Origin of the sequence: Leptospira broomii serovar Hurstbridge str. 5399, from assembly GCF_000243715.2 — a bacterium.
Lineage (GTDB): Bacteria > Spirochaetota > Leptospiria > Leptospirales > Leptospiraceae > Leptospira_B > Leptospira_B broomii.
This window is the reverse complement of the sequence record NZ_AHMO02000010.1, coordinates 36,671-58,455: the sequence shown is the minus strand read 5'-3', so window position 1 is coordinate 58,455 and position 21,785 is coordinate 36,671. Positions and strand designations below refer to the sequence as shown.

Genomic DNA, 21,785 nt, shown 5'->3' with positions numbered 1-21,785 from the left:
GAGGAAAGCTCCAATCCGTATCAGGAATAAAAGTATTCTTTCTGTGGCAAAAGATCTACTTCTTGGAAAAGATGGCAAACTTTCCGTCCGTTGAAAGACGGAAAGTTCTAGACAATTCGAACCAAAAGTTCACTCCATGATGGCGACTAAGAATCCTTATGCGTTCGTTCTTTTCCTAAACTTTTAAGTAGATCCAATAGTTTTGCGATTCTCTCATTCTTGGAGTCCAACTCGAAAGCTTCCATGGCAATCGCTAATGCGCTATCATATTTTTTCAGTACTAAATATATGCGGGATAGATTGAGTAAATTCTTAACGTGATTCGGTTCCCGGAGACGAAGCCTTTCACCCAAATCCGCGGCCCTTTCGATTTTCCCGCTTTTGCGTAACATAAAAGATGCGAAGTATAGCATTTCATTGTCCAAAGGATGGAGTTTCAAATATTCTTCGGCATGATAGGCGGCTTCTCCGAATAATTTCTTCCGCATAAATAGGAAGGCCAAGTATTTCTTGGTAATCGGAATTTTTCCGTTTAAAGTCTCGATTTGCCTAAATAACGAAATCGCCTCATCGAAATTTTCATCTTGCGCATTTCTCTTAGCCTTACCGATTAAGTTCAAAACGCGTTCGTCATCTTGTATTTCTTTGGTATCTTCATTTGTTTCTTTAATGGCCTTCTCTTTAAAGGAGATTCTAATAAGCGACAGATCGTCGGTCAAATGGCCTTCCGACAAAATAAGATGAAAAATACTTTCCAAATTCCCGCGGCCGGATTGCACGAACGCCAGGAAACGAGTATGATCGTCGTTTATCAATTTTTCGCCCGCTTCGTTTAATCCGATATGTATATCGTCCCTTCCGTCGGAACCGGCGATAATGACGTCTCCTGGTAGTAATTGGAATGTTTTCACATAGACCCGACCGTTCATTCCCTCTGTTCCTAATTTTCTAAATGTCAAATCATTCTCGATAAAGCCGGCTTGATCGTTTCTATATAAGACCGTCCACGGATGCTCGGCATTTAAATGATAAAGTATGCCCGTCTCCTCATCCACTAATCCTATCACGGCGGAAACCAACATGGAGCCGTTAAAACTTAGAAAAACTTTATGGAGCTCCATGAAAGTGCTTTTAAGCCATCTTTCCGGCGAATAGTCTCGGATCGAATCGGTGATTTTCGTTCGCTCGATGATGGCTTCGAAAACGGCTCCGAATACCAGCGCTCCGCCGGCTCCTTGCATCGATTTTCCCATCGCGTCCGCATTCAAAAAGACGGTATAGTTTTTCCCTCTCAATTGGATACGATTCGAAGCGCTGATGTCCCCTCCGATCTCAGAGTCATAATTGCGAAATTTGAATTTCTTTTTTTGATCCGTTAATAAATCGACTTTAACATTCCCGTGGTTTGCACGGTTAGCGGCTAAAGATTTTAATAGAAGAGACATCAGGAAATAGTCGCCATCCTGCTGTTCCTTAAGAACTTTAACTTCGTTTAAAGTTATTTCAAGTTCGTTCGTTCTTTCCTTAACTTTTAACTCCAGATTTTCGGCATAGTTCCTTAGACTATTTCTCGCCGACAACATGCTTTCCGCCATATGATTAAAGGACCTAGCGATAAATCCTATCTCATCCTCGACTTTAGGGACCAGTCGATATTCCAGATTCCCGGCATATACTTCCTGCAAACCGGATACGACCTCCTTCATCGGGATAATTAACGCATATTTAAAGAAAAGCTCGAAGCCAAAAACGACTAGAAACATTATGGAAATCAGACAGAGAAGTAAAATTAACGAAGGGTAATGTAGATAGGCTCTGTATATGCGGTAATCGAATCCGGCTTCGAATAGCCGGCCGGACGTTTTGTTTACAAGATAATAAGCCACATAGTATCTAAACGGCTTACTTTCCTGAGCCATACTCGAAGAATCGGCCCCCCTATACATTCGTTCTCCCTCTCGATAAATCGGGAGTGTGGAATTAAATACCAGACGCCTTAAATCATCGTCAGACGCACCCGCCTGCAGCTCCCGTCCGTAGGTGATAGAAAGTTCGTTTAACATTTCGGTGACGCCCGGCTCGCTCGAGGAAAATAATTTCGAAATACGAACTAAGTCCTTCTTATCTTGAACGTGAGCAAATTGACTGTTCAATACAATCATTCTCTGGGATAGACGTTTTAAAAAAGTTTCCATTTCGATGTTCGATACCGCTTTATTTTCCCGGGAAGAAAGAAATCCCAGAATCGCGGCTTTATATGCGAAAAACTCCGGAGGGCTATCGATTAATAGAGACTCCGTTTTTAGTAATCGCTCATTTGCCGGAAGATCCTCCAAGTCGTTAAGCGAATTCCAGAGATGCATGTAATTAGCTTCGAGCCTTCTTGCCGATTCGGAAATAGGATCGGATTTTCCGAAAACTTGATTCGAACTTCGGGTAGATATGTCATACGAAACTACATATTCTAGTCCTTTCGCTTTTTCTTGAGTCGCAACAGACAATTTGGCTTCTTGGTATTGTATCCGATCGAATGCAAGCTCGTATTCGATTAATATAAAATAAGCTATTATCTGAAATACAAGAAAGAAGGTTGCCATCGAAATGCCGACGATACGATTTAGGATCGTGGTTTTCTCCTTAGCGATATTAAGATAGATCACTAAAAGGAGAAAAAAACCGATTACGAACGATAAGTCTACCGCTTGTTGATAAACGATTCTAGAAATGGAACCGTTTCTATTTAACGCATTGGTTACCGCAGGAATGACGAGAATAATGCAGAATGCGAAAAGCATATAAATTACCGCTTTCCTTTCTTTCCCTTTCTCGCTGAGAGCCCTCCAGATTCCCAAAAATACGCAAAGAAGGTTAAAAAAGAGAACCAATACGGAATATATCATGTAAAAGGAATATGTTTCGAAGTCCCAGTAATGACTTCCTTTTACGAAGCGTCCGACGGAATTGCGGGAATTCAATATAAACAGAATCTCCACGACTACGACGATTAAGACTAGGAAGAAATAAATGTATTTCCCGATCTTTTCTTTTCTTGGTGTCGGGAAATAAAAGAAGACTAAGGAAAACTGAGCGAATACAAGCAGCGCTGACGGAATGACTATCCATCGATGGTAGATCCCCCATCGTTCCAAAGTGAAGAAACCGATCGTATATCCGAAATGAAAGAAGAAAGCAAAGCAGGATGCAATTCCTAAATGAAGTGCAGCCTGACTCCTTTCTTTGATCCTTAGAAAGAAAAAAGCCACATACAAGCAAAACAGAGCGGCCAAAATGGAACCGAAAGAATAGAAATTTAAATATCCGAATTCCATCTAAAACCCCTCCTAATTTCTGATACACGAACAAAGCAGGAATGGCCCTATCTAAAGAACCATTCCGAATTTAAACCTTAGTTGTTTCCCCTGACTTATATAATTCTTCGATCTGATACTTGTATTTTTCCATTATCGTTACGCGTTTCATCTTAAGAAGATTCGTTAGCTCATCTCCCACCTCGAACGGCTTAACTATCAATAAAAATGGAGTTACTTGCTCGAACGATTTGAAGCCGCTTCTCGCGTTATTCAGGGCTTTGATTTCGCTGCGATACAGATCTATAACCTGCCTTCTTTGAAGCAATTCCTGTATGGAATCAACGGGAATGTAATTCTCTTTAGCCCAACCGATAAGAGACTCAAAATCGGGAACTATAATCGCCCCTAAATTTTTCTGATCCTGCCCGATTACCATACATTGGCTTATATACTTGGAAACCTGTAACTTTGCCTCGATCGGGACCGGCTCCACATTTTCTCCCCCTCTCAATACGATCGTTTCTTTTGCCCTGCCGGCTAAGGTTAAGGTGCGATTGTAACTGACGATTCCAATATCGCCGGTATTCATCCAACCTGCATTCAGTGCGTCCGCAGTGATGTCGGGGTTTTTATAATAGCCTTTCATAATATGCGGCCCACTTGCGAAAACGACTCCCTTCTGGCCTGGTTTTCCTTTCGTAAACTTTCCGTTTTCGTCTATTTCCGATAATACTTCGTTCTTTTCGGTCCGAATTTGGAGTCTAGTTTTTGGTAAGATATGACCTACGGAACCGATTACGAATTTGTCAGTTCTTCTAATGGATATTACCGGCGAAGTTTCCGTCATACCGTATCCTTCCAATAAGCGAATTCCTAAATGATTAAGCGTCCGATCCACTCGATTAGGCAAAGCCCCCCCGCCAGAAACGGATGTTTTTAAAAATCCTCCGACTATATCCTTGCGTATTTTCGATAACACCAACTGATCAAGCATGAAACTATTGAATAAGAGACCTATCACGCCGATCGTATATAATAAGATTTTGATTTCTTCCGCAGCATACCCGAAAGGAATCAATGCTGCACATAGAAACGAGATCGCAGACAATGTAAAAGGACCGAAAAACAAATATTCGAACGCCATTCGTAACCCTTTTAGAAACGTTGCGAAGGAGCTCCTCCCTTTCAAATCCAGTTCGTTTCCTAGAAAGAACGCTTTTGCCTCGTTCTTCTTTTCGGAATAAGTATAAGCCAATTTAAATAAGATTCGACCCAATCTCGAAGTGCGATCGGGATCGGTCATTCTAGCGAGAATACCGTTACAAATCATCTCCCAAACTCTAGGAGCAGCGCCGAAAAACGTAGGTTTAAAATCCGTAAGATTCTGCTTCAAGTCCTGAACGTTCGAATAATATGTCGTTCCGCCGACATGCAAAAAACAATATTCCAAAAATCTTTCAAAGATATGCCAGATAGGTAAAATAGAGATTGCGCGGTCTTTTTCCGTTATCTCCAAGATAGGCGAAACTGAGCGAACTTGAAAAATCATATTAGAATGGGTTAATTGAACCCCCTTTGGCTGGCCGGTGGTTCCGGAAGTATAAATTATAGTGAATAAGTCGTCCGATTTTAAGGATAAAACCCGCTCTTCTACGTTTCGACTTCCTTGCTCTCGCAGTTTCCGGCCTTTGCTTAGCAATTCGTACATATCGAGCGCTTCTTTCCGTTCGGGATCTGATTGCATCAATATTAACGTTATTTCATGATCTATATTCTTTTTTTGTTTTATAACTTTTTCCAATACTCTATTATTCTCTACGAAAATAATCTTACTCTGGCTATGATTGATTATATAAGTGATTTCAGAATCGGTTATATCGGAACCGCGTGGAACGCTAACTGCCGCGGATAAAATGATTGCACAATCAGTAATCATCCATTCGGCACGATTGTCCGAAAATATCGCAACATTCTCTTTCGCTTCCAATCCGAACTCGATCAATGCTTCGGCTAAACTTAGCCCGGATTCATAAAGCTCTTTGTAACTAAGGAAAGTCGGCCTTTTCTGAATATCCTTGTAGCGAAATGCGCTTTTTTCGCCGAACTTAAGAGCAGACTGTTGGAATAATTGAGCTAAGTTTTCCATCTAACTAAACCTTTTTGCATAATTATTGTTATATTTAAAACAGACAAATTCAACGCCTGTTCCAAACGAACTAAATATAGCTCCGGTTCAATCGGATTGCTTGAACGGAGCGGCTATAGGTAAGTAAATGTTTGTACGAAGCGGCTACGGTCTAAAATTCGAAAGCGAAAATCCCACCCGATAAATCTCATTATCTATATATTATATATATATAATATATCTTAGCCGCAAACAGGCGAGAGAAAAACGGATGGGTCGCGGTATTAACGTCTATCAAGTAGATAGGAGCTTACGCAAAAGTTCACTCGCGAACTCGAACGTCTGATTTGGAAAACACCTCTCCAGATGACTTTCCGTTCTTTTGTTCCATCCAGGCGTTTCTCTTCCCTTTCGCAGAATCCAACCCATCGAGAATTACGCTTCTTAATTCGGACAAAGATTCAAATACTCCATCCAAGACGCCGGAATTAAATGCGTCGTTGGAGGCTTGGGCTTTTTGCTTAAATGAATCCAGAAATTCTTTTCGAAGGTTCTCTATCTCGAGGGTCTTTCCCTCTTCCCTCAATTTGGCTACCTTGGCTCCTTGAAATAGATCGAAGGCGGAGAATGCCCCCATTACCGCTAATGTTCCCGAACTCCAAGAGTAGTAGGAGATCCCCGGCCTCAAAAATCCGCTGAAAGCATGTATTTGTCGACCACCATAATTTTGCCGTAGTACGATCGAAACCACTGGATTTTGCGAAAGCACGTTAACATCCAAAGATTCACCGCCGATTTGTTGGATTCTTAACCTTTCCTGCTTGGTTCCAGGCACAAAACCTGGTGCATCGGAGAGCATAACGAGAGGAATATCATACTTATTCAAAAACTCCATGAAAACTCGGAATTTATCCGTTCCATAGGCGTCAGGAGCTCCTCCATCCTTAGGTTGATCCGCTATAATACCGACCGTCCTTCCGAATATCCTGCCGAGGCCGGTTATAAGACTAGTCCCCGAATCCGACGCGTAGAATTCCACGAATGAATCCAAGTCTAAAATCGATTCCACCAAAAACTGCCGCATATCATAGGATTTTGTGGAATCTTCCGGTAATCCAGGTTCCTTTCGGGTCGAACCTGAATCCATTATATTTCTATTATGTATCAATTGAAAAACGGAGGCGGCTTTAGAATATGCGTCTTCGTCGGTGTCTACTACGATCGTTGCCGCTTTTTCCATTTCGGAACTTTGTCGAAACACGTCGTCGTTCCCGCGGTTTTTTTGTCGCTTCGGACGCACGAGAATCCAAGCGTCTCCGACGGAAGAAAGTTCCGTTATAGAAATTCCCGAAGTATCCTTAACGATATGTAGGAGGGGTGCCGAAAATTCCTGTAATAATTTTTGAAAATCCTTTCGAACTCGGAACGATTCGGAATCTTCGATATATTCGCTTCGGAACCATTTTTTGCCATATACGAGCAACAGACCTGTTCCGGTTTTTTGTGCGATTCTTAACGTTTCTTTGGCCTTCACCAAGGCAGCAAAGGAATGAAAACCGAATTCTGTCCGAGGCCCCAGGACAGTAATGGGCATCCCTCCGAATCGAAACATTCCGGTAACTAACGATTCCGAGCCGGAATAATTCGCTTTGATAGGCAAGAACTCGCCGGAATCCGATACCGACCTCAGCTCCGATTCGGAGATAATCTCCGTAGCTAAGTTTGAATTTTTATTTTTTTGTATATTCTTAATTTTTAATTTTCCGGAACAATCCTCGACTTCTTTCAAGACCGATTGAATTTTACGAATATAGGAAATTAAATGTAACTTATCGTTTGCTACAAAATCGACGGTTCCGGTTCCTCGACCCATAATCTTGGCCCCGCCGATCTCGTAATTCGTGAACGTTTCTCCAGTCACTGATTCGATGACGGCCGCACCGGTCAAAACCCGATACGATTGTTCTTCGTCCAGAAGCACTTGCAGAGAAGCCTGGGAAGATCCATAGACGTCCAATCCCGTGGAAGAGCCGACGCCGACTGCAACTACAAAACAGAATTTGGGTCGATCTTCCGATTGATAAGTTCTAAATCCTAAATTTTGCGTCTTCTCCAACCGATCGCACAATCTTCGAACTTCTAAATCATTATGTGAACGGATTGCCGATTGAAACTCCTTAGCGTTCACACGATGAGCCAGAAGAGCATTGATAAAGAATCCTTCCGCAGCTCTATTTAAGGAAACCATTCCTTCCTTAATGTTCGCTCCGGCCCCGTCGTTCCAAACGTAAAAAGGTACATCTTTTCTGTAGGCAATATAAGCCCCGGCCAGATATTTTTTCCCTTCTTTATCCCCCGTTGCCCCTCCAGCTATTCGAGAATCCTTTAAAAAGAAAACTGCTTCGCTTCCGGCGATGTGTCCGATATAAATCTTTGCACCGATCGGAATCCGTTCGCTTGAATCGGAATTTCCTTTTTCATCAAAATCAAGACCGGCGAGCAACACTTCTTTAAAACTACCTGGATCAAAGCTTTCCTCGACCCATCTTTCCAAAGGCCATTTTCCTTTTTCATAAAGCTTTCTGTCCTTTGAGTCGCAATCTTCGGCATACGGAAAACGGAAATCGTTCCTACCGAGGGAATCGATCCGTAACTTTCCATCGCGGAAAAAGAAGGAATATCTCTTATTAAGAAAAGCATTGCTGTCGTTAATTTCAAGGGTTAAACTACTGAACGTTCCCTGAAGAAAGAATTCCATCATGGAAGAGGCCGTCTGATTTAGAGTTTCATAATCTATGGATGGATCAATGCGTCGCGCATTGGAAAGTGTTTCGGATTCGACCGCAATTAGTTCCAAACGAAACGAGCTGGCTCGTCTAACCTGATCCGCGGCTCGTAATAAGGCGGCTCCCGAAATCGCTTGATTTTCCAGTTCAGGAAAATGAAATGCTTGATCTAATTCGTTCCATTCTCGCGTTAAAGCCGAGGCGGAAAAGAATGAGAACAAAATGTATTCTATTTTGTTTTTCACCTCAAAAGAATACAGGAATTTGTTTTCCGTCATCGAATCTAGTCTGGAAATTTTCCCCTGACCTTTCCAGTATTCCAGCTTGTTATCAAGCGTAGACCGCATTCTTTCCGAAATATTTTCCTGGATTAGAGGAAGAGTCTCGTTAAAAGCCAAAAGCGACCCGTTTTTATTTGCGGACGAATCGGACACCAAAGTCCAAGGATCCTTCATAAATTGGATATATTTTGATATATTTCGTTTCGATAATGTACGAACTCCTTCAGGGGCGTTAAAATCGGAGGTCTTGCGAACAGAAAGGATTCGCTTTACAATCGCTTCGAACATCGGATCCCTCTCCCTTTCCTCGAGAGCAAGAAGTTCGTGCAAATGTAGATTCACCAGTTTTGAGGCCGGCAACAAGGAAGATAGTTTTTCCAAAATGTTCGAGTATAGCTCGGGATAATTCATCAAATTCTTATATGCTATCAATATAAAGTAGAACGCCTCCCCCTGCTCTTTCAATCTCCGGAAAGAGACCCAAGGCTTTACATCATAGAAAGAAAAGGCTCGGGAGAGCAATCTTGACGTACCTTTATAAGGTTTGAATCCTTCGGTATCCCAATTTAATAAGGATCTTTGTAGTTCACCGAAGTGAGAATGAGAGGATCCGAAATCGGAAGAGAATAATCGCCGAATTAAGACTACATATTTCAATAAAAAGGCTAGCAGTTCGGCCCACTCTTCTGCTTCCTTACTTTCCTTCGCTATTTTAGAAGCATCCATCGCATTGAATAGATTTGCGATTTTTGCTTCGGTTTCTGAGCCGCCGGAGAATCCTAGAATAAGAGAATATAGAATTCTTAAGAGTTCCTTCCTTTGTTTTCCAGTTTCAAGATTCTGAGCATGAGTTAAAGAATGTTGATCTTCCGGCGCTTTGGGAATTTTGTTCCATTGTTCCATAAACGATCGATCCGCAGCAATGGACCGATCAATTCCGGTCGAATTTCCGGAGGTGATTTCTTCGGTATGAATCTCCGAACGAATTTTTGCGAGAACTTCTCCTTCGGAAAAACTTTTCCCTAGGACCTGTCCCGCCGCGGTCGCGCCTCGGACTAATTTACTTAAGTTCCCGTTTTCAATTAAATAACTTACGACGCCGTCCGCTGGAGATTTCAAAATCGTCTCCATCTTCATAGCGGAAATAACTAAAAGAGGATCCCCCTGCTTAATGACACTGCCTTCTGCCCAAGTTTTTTTAGTCTTAGGATCGTCGAAAAGTTTTACAAACGTACCTTGAAACGGAGAACGCAAGACTCCCTGTTCATCACCGTTTTCCTTTTGGTCCTCCGAGGCTATCCTAAGCCGGGAATAATGCAATTTACCGCTAGAACCGGAAAACCGAATTAAATGGAAGTTCGGTTTCGCGTCGATTCTGACAGAAACGGATCTTCCGTTCGATTCGGCTAAAAATTGCCTTCCATCTGCCGAGGAGCGGCTAACTTGTATTTTTCGAGTAGGTAACGAATCTCCTCCTACAAGAAATTCCCTCAAACCGATCCTTAATAGAAATATATGGTAGGAAGTTTCATCGATCCAGACTTTGTAATGATAGGGAGATTCCTTCGAATCGTCCGTGTATAATATTTTTATTAAATCCCTTTTCCTAAAAACATCCGAAACGGATTCCCCGTTGCTTTTCAAGGTTTCGCTTACGCATGCAAAGATAACCGATTCCTCGAATAAAGAATGATCCGTCGTCGTTAATTCAGGATATTCCTCGAGCAAGCGATTATCATAGTCGCCTTCTATAAAACGATGATGTCTAACGATTGAAAGTAATTGTTCGATATTCGAAGTAATCCCGCTAAGATACAATTCGCTTAACGCTCGTTCCATCCTCAAGAGGGCTTCGGAACGATCTTTTCCGAATGATACGAGTTTTCCGATCATCGGATCGAAATCGCCGGGTATGACGTCGCCCTTCTTAAATCCAAAATCGCAGCGGATGCCGTTGAACGTAGGAAGCTCTAGTTCTCGTATTTTTCCCGGAGACGGAGAGTAATTTTGATACGGATCCTCGGCATAGATTCTACATTGGATGGAATGATCCCTCTCTCTAAATCTCATCCGTAACACGCTATGGTAGGGAATCTTTTGTTCCCTCTCGTCAAAGAGAAATATCTGCCATTTGGCTAAATCTATTCCCAAGGATTGATCGGTGACGGCGTATTCGACCTGCAACCTTGTATTCATTTCCAAAAATCCGAATTGCCCCGTCTGCCGATCCAATAGGAACTCCACAGTTCCCGCGCCGCAACGTTCGGAATAACCGGAGATACTCGCTAACTTTTCCGCGCTCGAGAGTAACTGCAATTGAGTGTTAGGAGGTAAGAAAGATTCTCCCGATTCTTCGATGATCTTTTGGTTTCTTCTTTGAACGGCACATTTCCTTATACCGACCGCAACGCCGTTAAATATCTGCACTTCAAAATGGGCAGGATGCTCTATATATTTTTCTAAATAGAAAGTATCATTTCCGTAGGAATTCCTACCGATACGAACGGCGCTCTCGATCGCTGGAGGAAGTTCTTCGATCGAACGTATCACGATCATTCCTTTTCCACCACCCCCCGCGTCTAATTTCAAAATTACCGGAAAACCGATCCGCTTCGCCTCCGATTCCGCTTCTTCCAAACCGGTTATCGAACCGGATCCCTGAAAAAGGGGAATTCCATTCTGAATCGCTAGGTTTCGCGCATCCAATTTGTTTCCGACGCTTCGCATAACGGATGCTTTAGGCCCCATGAAAATAATTTCATGCCCGTAGAATTTTTCAATCTCCCGTAGACGGTCTACAAAGTGATAGTTTTCGGACAGAAAACCGTATCCTGGATAAACCGCGTTTGCACCGCTTTCCAAAATGGCGGCACAAATCGCCGGAATATTTGCGTAATTCTTAGCCTCTCCGATATAGATCACTTCGTCCGCAAATTCAAACCAAGACTGCCCGCGATCCTGATCTGCGACTACCGCAACGGATCGAATTCCCTCCTCATGCAAAGCCAAAAAGAATCGTTTTGCGATCTCCCCTCTATTTGCGATAAGGACTTTCTGAAGTCTTCCTTCCCGTTCCCTGCGGTTTCTGACGGTATCCGATAAACTTTTATTCTTCGTTCTGAATAATTCGCGAAAGGATTCTATATCAGAAAAATCACATATATAATCTATATTCATCTTTTCTTCACTATTCATAAAATCCTCAACTTCTTATCCCTGCGCTTTTATGTTCCTTCGATTCTTCCAAGAAATGTTCGGTAGACTGTGCAGCGACTCTGAAAGATGCATCCAGAAGAACGGATTCTTCCTGATCGGATTCCACAAAGGAATGGGTTTTCTTTTCGTAGAGATTAACGCCCGTGCCTAAACGTATTTCGTTATAGCGACGACCCGCATAGTTTTCCCTTTTTTTTCGCAATTTCAGATATTCTCGCTTCTCGTCCTCATTCAAAGAGACCCAAAAGAAATTACGATGCAGCAGTAGAACTAAAGCTCCTATATGACCGAAACCTAATGTACTTAACATTCCGGCTTTCCAGAAATTTTTTCCGAAGGATATCGTCTCGTCGGTAAAGCTAAGCGAAGAGTAGACGTTCATATCCGAATCTACGTCCTCCAAATTACGATTTCCCGAGATCACTCCTTCCTCTAAGGATTGAAGAAGCCCTATCGTTTGCCAAACTGCCGCGCCGGCCTTCGGATGCCCGGTCAGAGATTTTTGAGAAACGACTGCGAGAGAATTGCCAGGTGTTCTTCCCAATTTTCGCATCAGAGTATGCAAAAGCCTATTTTCGTTCTTATCATTCGCTTTCGTAGACGTATCATGTTTATATACTAAAGCGATATCGTCCGCGCTTAATCCGAAATCTAACAACGCTTCCTTTAGAGGAGAAGACTCGGTTTCTGAATCCGCTGCCAAGGAAAGAAGTCCGATTCCAGGAGCCGGAATCGAAGATTGAATACCGTCCGTACGAGATGCAGCAAAGCCTACGATTCCGTATACCGGCAACCCCATCTGCAGAGCGATATCTCCTCTTGATAGAAGAATAATCCCTCCTCCTTGCGATTCCAAAAAACCGTTTCTACGAATATCGTTCGGTCTGCAAATGCTAGAAGGTTCGATTCCATGTTCGGCCATTTCTTCCGAATTTGCCGTGGCATTCATATCTCCAAAGCCGATCATGCTTTCTTCCGCAATATCGTCGAATGCTCCTGCGATCATAAATTTCGCCTTTCCCGAAAGTATCGTGTCTCTAGCAAGTTCAATTGAAATCCCGCCTGTCGCACAGGCTGCAACGGGCGTTTGCATCGTTCCGTAAATTCCGGCGTAGGAGGTAACTGCCCAGGCAGCAGTGACGTTGATCAACGCCTCCTGAAGCGCGTCATGTTGTCTTTCATCTCCCAAACGATAATCCAGGAATAGACGTTTTAGCATCTTCATGCCACCCATACCCGATCCGACGGTGGTCCCGACTTGACTAGGATGGACGGTTTCAAAAAGTTCGAACGGATCCAGTCCAGCTCGCAAATATGCTTCGCAAGTGCAGTACAGATTGAATATCGTAATCATATCGACCTGCCGAATGAGATCTTTAGGAATTCCGTATTTTTCCGGGTCCCAACCGTCGGGGATTTGACCGGCGATTTTTCTGTTGATCGCCGACGCTTTACGAATTTTTAATACGGATCCTTTTTTCCTTTTAATGAACCATTTTTCGGATTTTTGATTATTGTAGATCTCCGTAATTTCCGGTTCGGCTTTTCGGAATTCTTCCGCCTCTTCCGAACTCGATACTGGAATGTAAAAGTCTTCCTCCAATACCACGTCGGCGAATACGGAAATCTCCGTCGGATCAAATCCTGAACTTTTAACCTCTACGATTCTAATCCCCGAGTGCTTTAGGATTTCGCTTTCATACTTCTCCTTAACTTCCCACTCCTGAATTTCTTCTCCCGTTTTCACATCAGTCCAGACCTTACCCTTTTCTCCGGTACGATATTGAATATAGCCCATCATCCAAGCCATCTCCAAACTCGCTTCCAGAGATAGAGTTCCGAATTTTTCCAAGTCCCAACGAGTGAGTGAACTCCCACCCGGACCGAGTTCGGAGTATCCGACGACGCAGACCAATTTACTTAGATCGGTTTTAATGGTTTGTTTAAATTCCTCCAAGTCCGTTGCATTTGGGGCTTCCGGAAACGCCAAGCCTTGTTTCGGAATAGGCTTAACCTTTCTAACGGGGCGAGTCGGATACAATGTCGAGCTTATGTTTTGGATTTCCGTCGTATGTTTGTTACGAGCGATTATTTCAGCACGAATCTTAGCCAGACGTTCTCCTAGATTTTTTACATCCCGTAAATTTCCCGTTAGATCCGCCTTCACGACCTCCAGCGAGCCGTTCCGCATACTCCAGCCGGCTAAACCGATTAGTAAAAATCCCATTTCGGAACGCGAGAAGGTTCGCATTCCCGTTTGGTCTTCTAAAATAGGAGCCAATAAATCGTTGGCTTCCATAAGGCCGGTTCCGCGCACCCATCCGATAACTCCTCCGAGTATCCGTACGGATCGCCCCCAATCGGCAGCTTCCGAAAATTTCTTACGGAACAAAGTTTCTAAGCCGAGTTTCGTCTCGGCATACATTCCATCCCTACCGAATATCCCGTGATTCGGAGACAAGGGTAGGATAACGTTGAGTTTATGTTCCGCATCGTCGAAATTCACTCTTCGCTTACCCAGTTCCCCGATCAATTTTTCGACTCCGACAAGCATTATCCTTATCGAAAGAAGAGAAGTATCGTCCAAGGCCGAAGCCGTATTTTCTTCTCCGATTGCAGCAAATGGAAATAGAAAATCAGGAATCCAGTTTTTAGAATCCAGCCAATCAGCAAGAGAACGAATGTCCGCAAATGATCCCTGTGAAAAAGGAACGACTTGAAGGGAAGAATTTTTCGCGCCGTATCTCTGATACAGTTTTTTATAAAACCCGATTCTATCCGAAGAATAGGAACTGGTAGTCAGGACTACATCCGCACCTCCCAATAAAAAGGCTTTTACTATTTCCGAAGCGATGGATCCGGGGCCCGCGCCGGTGACCAAGACTTTCTTTCCTGAAAACGAAATTCCGGTTAGACAAAGATCATTTAGAATTTTCGAATATTCTTTAGTTCCCGCTTCGTTTCTTTCGAAAGTCGACCCGAAGTCTTCGCTGGATTCCAGAAATGAGAATCTTGAATAACTGACTGCCGGATTTAGTTCTACTTCTTCGTCGTCGCAGACCAATGAACCGTTTTCCCCATCTCTCAAATCCGGTCGGTGGACAACTCGAGGATACACAAAGATCGGAGATTCGTCGATTCTTTCGGAAAGGCGATCCTTTAATCTCGAAAATTGCAGGTTAGCGTTTTCAAACCTTTTCCTCTCGTCCGATAAAACGGATTTGTCGGCCTTTTTCCCGAAGGCAACTTTCCAATATTCCAAAATATCCAGAATTTCGGAGTCGGAATGATTGCCGAAATAGAGTGTGTCTTCTTTGGAAAATTCCCGAATTTCACCTTTTAAAAATTGTGCCGCGATAGCTAAAATTCTCTTCTTCGCCCATTGGTGGGAATTTTTGAAAGAAACGATTTTCTTTTCGGAGAAAATGGGAAGAATTCGATTTTCGCTTTTGTCGAGAACGGAGCGACCTTCTTCGATCTTACTCAAATCGTGAATTAAATATTCCGAATATGGGTCGTCTTCCAAAAGACGTCTTCTCAAGTCTCGTATTGATTTTGCAAAAGCTCCTTCGAGACCGAAGTATTTCCTTTCCAAAGCCTCTAACGCCGCTGCGTCCACTTTCGCTCCGCCTCCTCCGCTACTTGAAAAAGCCGATCTTTTGGGAATTTGGACTTTTTTCCATGAGGAGAAAAGATCCACGGCCTGATCCAGCCAACGCACGGATTCTTTTGCACCGGTAAGTCTGCTTTTGAGTCCGATCGAACTCAAAGCTCCTTTTCCGAGAGATTCTCCATCCCTGGCCGCCAAAGGTAGATAAATGCTTACGGCAAAGACTCCGCCTTCACTTAACATTCGTTCTTCTTTCAAGTGTTGAAAGATTTCTTTTCGTCCGAATTCAGGAGGGAAGAATTTCTTTACGGTCTCTTCAAACGCACTTCGCAAGTAAGGGCCCGGTTGCTCGTACGGCATCCGATCCGCAAGTACTTGGATGAAATCTTTCAAAGGCTTTTCGTGTGCACCTTCTAAGGCGTTTGTTCTGAATTCGGAACCGATATCCGCGAGCGCTTGATTTCGTTTCGAGGAGTTTCCCCCGAATAGATCGTCGACGGTCCCGGATTCGGAAATTTCGTCCACGCGAACTCCCGCTTTCAGCGATAGAAGGGAGAAGAGTGCATCCTTTCGATCCAGAGTTACATTCGGGATTTCTAAAGAAGAACCGTTATGCGAGGCGATGATAACCTCTTCTTTAACAACTGGCGGAACGGATACGTTATGTTCCACAGAGGTGGACGATTTCGATTCCTCGGGAAGCGATTCGGCTTCTTCGATTTGAACGCTCCATTCTGCGTCGGGAACATCCTCTTTCTCGTAAAAAACTTCATCCCTGTTCTCTTCCAAATGAAGAATTTGAAATTTGGAAGAGTCCGTCCGGTCTTTCAGAGTTTGCCTTGCCATTCCGGACAGATCTCCCCTTGCTCCGACGTCGATTAAACGATTGATTCCGAGTTCTCCGAAGAACACTTCCTGAGTCCGAATCCATTGCACCGGCATAGCAAATTGATATGCCAATAGTTCGATTAAGATCGTTCGTCTAACTTCGTTTGAATCCAATTCTTCGGGATTCTTCTTTAAAAGAGCCGAGATATATTCGCTTCCCGAGACATCCATCAACGTTTGAAGGAACTCTTTCGATACGCTGAACGGAATAGCGACTAAATTCGGAATGTATTTCCCGTCCAGATCCCGTAAGGGCAAATCGGAGGGAATATTCTGCTCTAAGGTAGCGCGGAAATCCGGAACGCCTGAAAATAATATACGCGAATGGAACGGTACATCTATCCCTTCCAATCTAATCGTAGTTTTTTTACCCTTAGCGAATTTTTTGGATTTCGCCTCCAGCAATTCCAATGCTTCGATATGGCCCGTTACAGAATATTGCTTATCTCGAATATTATAATTTACTACTTCTAAATGAAGACCTGTTTCTTTTTTAGATTCGTTTACCAACTCCAATATCTTAGCTTCGTTCAACCCTACGTGACGGTTTCCTAGAACCACGCTCATCGCATAATTACTTTTTCCCGCCGCATCCCTCGGAACCAGTCTTTGCATAGTAAAACCGCGATTGTATACGATTTTAAATACGTTTTCAGAACCGATAAATCCTCTGGCCGCCAACGCGGAAAATTCTCCTAAGGAATGACCTGCAAACGGCGAATCAGGTACTAAATACCCTCTTTTTTTCAGAATAGCCCAGTCCGCTAGGGATTTTGCAACCAAGGCTACTTGAGTAAATTGCGTTAAGTGTAGAACTCCTTTTGGGTGAACCCAATCTCTCCCGCCGCACCGAATCGAAGTCGGATTATTGCGCACTATCTCCAGTAAAGAGAATCCCAATTCGGAATTTGCAGTATGCTCCGCTTGCGTCCAAATTTCTCTAGCTTCGGGGAACTCCTCCAGAAGTTTCATTCCCATTCCCTGAGATTGGGAACCTTGCCCCGTAAACACGTAGGAGGTTTTAGCCGGAGAAACGAGCGCCTCCGCCTTCAATTTAGTCTCACCGTTTTTAGATTGAAGGGAGATTTCAATGACCTGATTCCCCGAGGATTGTGCTACGTGAAATGCATCCAAACGTAATTCTTCGTTTAGATAAACCGGAGCCTCGAAGGTTTCCTTCAAAGAAACTAGTCTGGACGAATCTCCGCCACAAGCAAATCTAACGAGTATGTTCGTCACCTGGGAAGAAGTCCAGAGTCCGTGAACGATAGGTCTTTCCCAACCTCCGAAACGGGCAAAATTCGGATCCGTATGAATCGGATTCGCATCTTGCGAAGCGGCGGAGTATGAGCTCATATCGTTAGGCGCCCGAAATACTTCGGATACGAGCTTATATTTTTTCTTCAAAGGAATCGGAGAGTCCGCCGATTCAAAGACCTGAAAAATTCGATCTAAGGAGGAAGTTTCGGTTCCGACCGTTTTTTCATTTATAATAAAATCGGCATATATTGATTTATTTCCTAGCTTATCGATCCGATAAACGATTCCTTCGATTTCATGTCGAGTTTCCTTTCCCTCCGAAACCGATAACCGTTTTTGAGTCTGAAATCGTAAGACGTCGCCTTGCAGGATTTCCGTCGAATCGCTTTTCTTCCGAATCCAGGATATTTGCCTAAGAACGTCAGCTTTGGCAAGCGAGGAAACGAGAATGCCTTCTTCCTTCTGCCTAGAATCGAAACTCGCAAAATCCACCCGTAATCCGCGCAGTAAAAAGCCCGTCTCGAAACTTGCAACACTAACCTCGCGATTCCAAATTTCTCCCGACACGTAAACTGCGGTTGCATCGGCAAGTTTTTCCACGCTGGAAATTCGAGCCGAGGATGATATGAGATCGCCTACTTTCAAACCGGCAGCCGAGGGTTTCCAAGTGAAATTCTGGGAGAGATGTAAAAGACGGAATAAATCCGCTTTCGGGAACGAGAACAAAGGCCCGATGATTTCTTTCCAAGCGAAAACCGCTCCCATGGACAAAGACGAAAAAAGGTCGCGCCCTTCCTCGAAATCTTTTCTAAAATAATCGTTAGTCGCCTTTCGGAAATCTACGATCTCGCTCCGTTCAATTGCCCTTTCATTTTTTTTCTCCTTGTAAGAACCGTTTGAATATAATGGAAATTGAATGGAATGTGCGAATTCTTGATGGTTCCCCAATTTCCAAACAGTTGAATAGAAAGAACGGATCGATTCGGAACGGAATTCTCCATCTTCCAAAAATAGAACGTCAGGCTCATCCACGGCCGTAAATCTTCTATTAAAAGGAATATAATCGTGATCTTGCGGGTGAGAGAAGAAAAGAGTCAGCTCCGCGGATTTTTTCCCCAGTAGGCGAAGAGTGACGGACGGCAAGGTGTCTCCTTCTTTATAAGCGCATAGCTCAATAAGTTCGCCGGAATCCGCAACCCGCCAGGAAAACTTTCTGCACAAGCTTGGTGAAAACCAATCAGGTATGTCGGAAACTTTTCCATTAATCCTAGCGCAGGCCAAGAGAGCCGAGATCATTCCTTCGCCTTGTCGACTTAAAAAAGCGATCCAAGTTTCTTTTTGAACGAATTCTAACGATGGTAAAAACGCTTCCGTCTTACTTTCCGATCGAATAAATTCTACTCCTTGGAGAGGTTCCGAATTCTTCCGAGGCAGGAACTCCTTCCAAAGTTCGATCTTAATCGGCTCTACCTCGGATTTTAAACCATTCACGAAACTTTTCAGAATCTCCGAGACAGGCTCGTTTTCCTTTAACAAACCTACTAATGCCCTAGGACCCGGAATCCATGGACAGGAATTCGGATCCATATCGATACAATGCGAATACCAAAGAGAGTCCGATCGAATCCAACGCACTAGATCCTCATCCAAAATCGGAATAAAGTTTACGGGCTTTCCGGGACGCTTACAAACTTCCAAGAAAAATTCGCGATCTTCCGGAAGTATGAACAGATCGTTTCCGATCGGATAGGTTTTTCTCCAACGAATCAAGAATGCATTCGGATCGTCTAAATCCTCGATTCGCTGAAGCAAAGATTCTACTTCCTTAACCGGAAATAAGAGCCTTCCCTCAAAACGTAAGAAGAGTTCTTGCAAGCGGGTCCGAAAACTAAAATCGATAAACGGATGATCCGGCCAGTCGCCTTCACTTGACCGAAGTCGTTCCCCAGGACACGTCAGTTCTACGAACCTTTCCAGTACGTCGTTGTAACTCATGGCATCAATGTCGCCAAAGTACGGTTTGGCGGTCCGATTGATTAGTTCTATCAATTCCGCCTTATGATCCAAAACGTTCCGCCTAGCCTCTTTCGGCTCCTTCCCTTTCGTAATTTTTTCGGCCAACTCCGAAAGCTTTGTCCAAGTATTAGAAGCATAATATATGTCCGCTCCTAATCCCGATTTTCCGGATACGACTCCACCGACATCTTTTCCTTCTTTCGTTTTTAGCCAGTCCGCATCGCCGGATTTTCTGACTAATTCTTTCTTAATCGCAAGCGAGGTTTTACATTCCTTCGCGGCCATCAATCGAGTCCCGAGAAAGACAGCGTCCACGGGCTTTTTATTCTTGGGATCCCAGTCTCCGGATAGCCATAATGCTGAATCTTCCGGCGACCCGATTCCTCCGCCTACCGCGAGAATCAGATTCGATCTTTTTCGAATTTCTCCGTAAGTGCTTTGGACCAGGTCCTCCAAATCTTCCCAGCTATGATGTCCACCTGCCGCTCCGCCTTCAATCTGCATCATGAAAGTGATATGCGGAACTTTATCAGCAATCCTTAATACTTTTTGAATTTGATCTACAGTGCCGGGTTTAAACGAATTTAACCAAATTCCTAACGAGGAAAATTCCTCCAAAAGTCTAACCGCTTCGTCCGGTTCCGGAATGCCTGCAGAGATCGTTACTCCGTCGATCGGGGCTCCTTCCGATTTGCATTTCTTGACAAGCGGAACTTGAAGATTCCAAAGATAAGCGTCAAGATAAAGGAGGTTAACTATGATTCCTTTTCCGGGTGGAAGCTCTTGACGGATCAACTCCAATCGCTTTCTAAAAAGTTCCTCCGTTACTTGTCCTCCTCCGGCCCATTCGACTACATAACCTTCTTTTGCGGCGGCTATGACTATCTCAGGTTCCACAGTGGATGGGGTCATTCCTCCTCCGAATACGGGAGGACGTCCTGTCCATCGGGAATATCTATTTAGAGGGAACTCCCGTCCATCGGCCAGTTTGCCGAATGTCACCGCATAGTCTTTCCAATCTAGCGGAAATGAAAAAGAATCGGATTTGAGAAAGGCACGAAAGCGCTCCTCCTGTGTAAGGTTCTTTACCAAGAATGAACGGCCTTTTAAGAAAGGCGCGGACAGCTTTTCTACAAAATTACCGGGACCAAATGATAAGAGAAGTTGCTTTCCCTCACTCCCGATAAGAGAAGAAAGAGTTCGATTCCAATCCAATAGATCATGAGCAACCATCGAAGCCAAGTCGTTGGCCAAGTTCGTCGTCGAGGATAAAGTTCTCATATCTTCTCCTTTACGCGTATCATAAAGGGCGATTTCCAGATCTTGCAGCCTAGGTGAAAATCCGATCCTAGCAAAATCGGCTTCGACCATTTTAGGCACTTCAACGAGGAACGGAGAATGAAACGGGATGGAGGCGCTGATAAAATTCCAAGTCCTCACGCCATCGTGTCCGGATCTAGATAGATAATCTCTAAACTTTAATAATGCCTCGGGAGAGCCGCCGAAAACCCGATCACTGGGACCGTTTATCAGACAAAGAAAAACCCTATCAGAAGAATCGACAAAAGTATTATAATTATATAATACTTCCTGCAATGAATCAACTTGCTCGGAAAATCGCATCTGAGCCATAGGAAAAGGAATCTCCCCTTTTTTTGCGAATCGTCGAAGGACTTCAGGATCCACATCCATTTCCGGGTAGACGATTTGTGCGCGAAATATCAGGAAAAAAAGTGCGGAAAAGGTTTTTTCAAAATTATCCAGAAAGATTTCCCGATTAGGAGAAGAGGATAGTAGAAGCCCGGCAAATATCCCTTGGGAATGCCCGTAAATTCCGGCAGTCTTTGAACGAAACATTTTCCAATCCGATTCGTTTCTAAGAAATCTGAATAAATTTCCGGCCTGAGCCGCGAACACGAGAGGAACACTATATAAAGAGGACTTTTGGATCAAATCCTTCGGAACGGCGTCCGGATCAAGCAGCCAAGTACGCAAGTCAAAGCCTTCGGGAAACAGGAAGCCAGATCCTTCTTTCTGAACCTGAGACATACAGGTTCCTAAGGTCGAATAAAGTCGTTGGAAGAATTCCGATCCGTCTCCCTCCGTTTCGTATAATGACATCAATTCGGGTAATGGATTATTACCCTGGCCGGCAAACAATACGCTTATTCGCACATCCTCCGGCAGAAAATTTCGGACTACGTCCCTCGCATCTTCCCGCATAGTCATATCTTCCCGTCTCTCTTTATTCTCCGTAGCTTTCATCACTAATCACCTTTCCTGAAGCCCTAA

The 21,785-nt window shown here is 43.8% G+C and carries 4 protein-coding genes; all 4 read right to left on the bottom strand.

Annotation, left to right across the window (positions count from 1 at the left end):
• Positions 1 to 146: 146 nt before the first annotated feature.
• The 4 genes from LEP1GSC050_RS17155 to LEP1GSC050_RS17140 all read right to left on the bottom strand — a co-directional run bounded on the left by LEP1GSC050_RS17155 (position 147) and on the right by LEP1GSC050_RS17140 (position 21,758).
• Positions 147 to 3,329 carry a SpoIIE family protein phosphatase gene (locus LEP1GSC050_RS17155; RefSeq protein ID WP_010568985.1) on the bottom strand — a complete coding sequence of 1,061 codons (3,183 nt, stop codon included), beginning with the start codon at positions 3,327 to 3,329 and terminating at the stop codon, positions 147 to 149.
• 70 nt (positions 3,330 to 3,399) lie between these two features.
• Complete coding sequence (locus LEP1GSC050_RS17150) at positions 3,400 to 5,457, bottom strand: AMP-dependent synthetase/ligase (RefSeq protein WP_010568984.1); 2,058 nt, start codon at positions 5,455 to 5,457, stop codon at positions 3,400 to 3,402.
• A 301-nt stretch (positions 5,458 to 5,758) separates the two neighbouring features.
• A complete protein-coding gene (locus LEP1GSC050_RS17145) occupies positions 5,759 to 11,698 on the bottom strand; it encodes a carboxyl transferase domain-containing protein (protein WP_010568983.1) in 5,940 nt (1,979 codons plus the stop codon).
• Positions 11,699 to 11,705: 7 nt separating this feature from the next.
• Positions 11,706 to 21,758 (bottom strand): type I polyketide synthase, encoded by a 10,053-nt coding sequence (locus tag LEP1GSC050_RS17140; protein ID WP_010568982.1) that lies wholly within the window; start codon positions 21,756 to 21,758, stop codon positions 11,706 to 11,708.
• Between the last annotated feature and the right edge of the window lie 27 nt (positions 21,759 to 21,785).

What these genes read in the sequence shown, in the direction of transcription:
- LEP1GSC050_RS17155 (WP_010568985.1), bottom strand. Translation starts at nt 3,329, where the DNA reads ATGGAATTCGGATATTTAAATTTCTATTCTTTCGGTTCCATTTTGGCC.
- LEP1GSC050_RS17150 (WP_010568984.1), bottom strand. Translation starts at nt 5,457, where the DNA reads ATGGAAAACTTAGCTCAATTATTCCAACAGTCTGCTCTTAAGTTCGGC.
- LEP1GSC050_RS17145 (WP_010568983.1), bottom strand. Translation starts at nt 11,698, where the DNA reads ATGAATAGTGAAGAAAAGATGAATATAGATTATATATGTGATTTTTCT.
- LEP1GSC050_RS17140 (WP_010568982.1), bottom strand. Translation starts at nt 21,758, where the DNA reads ATGAAAGCTACGGAGAATAAAGAGAGACGGGAAGATATGACTATGCGG.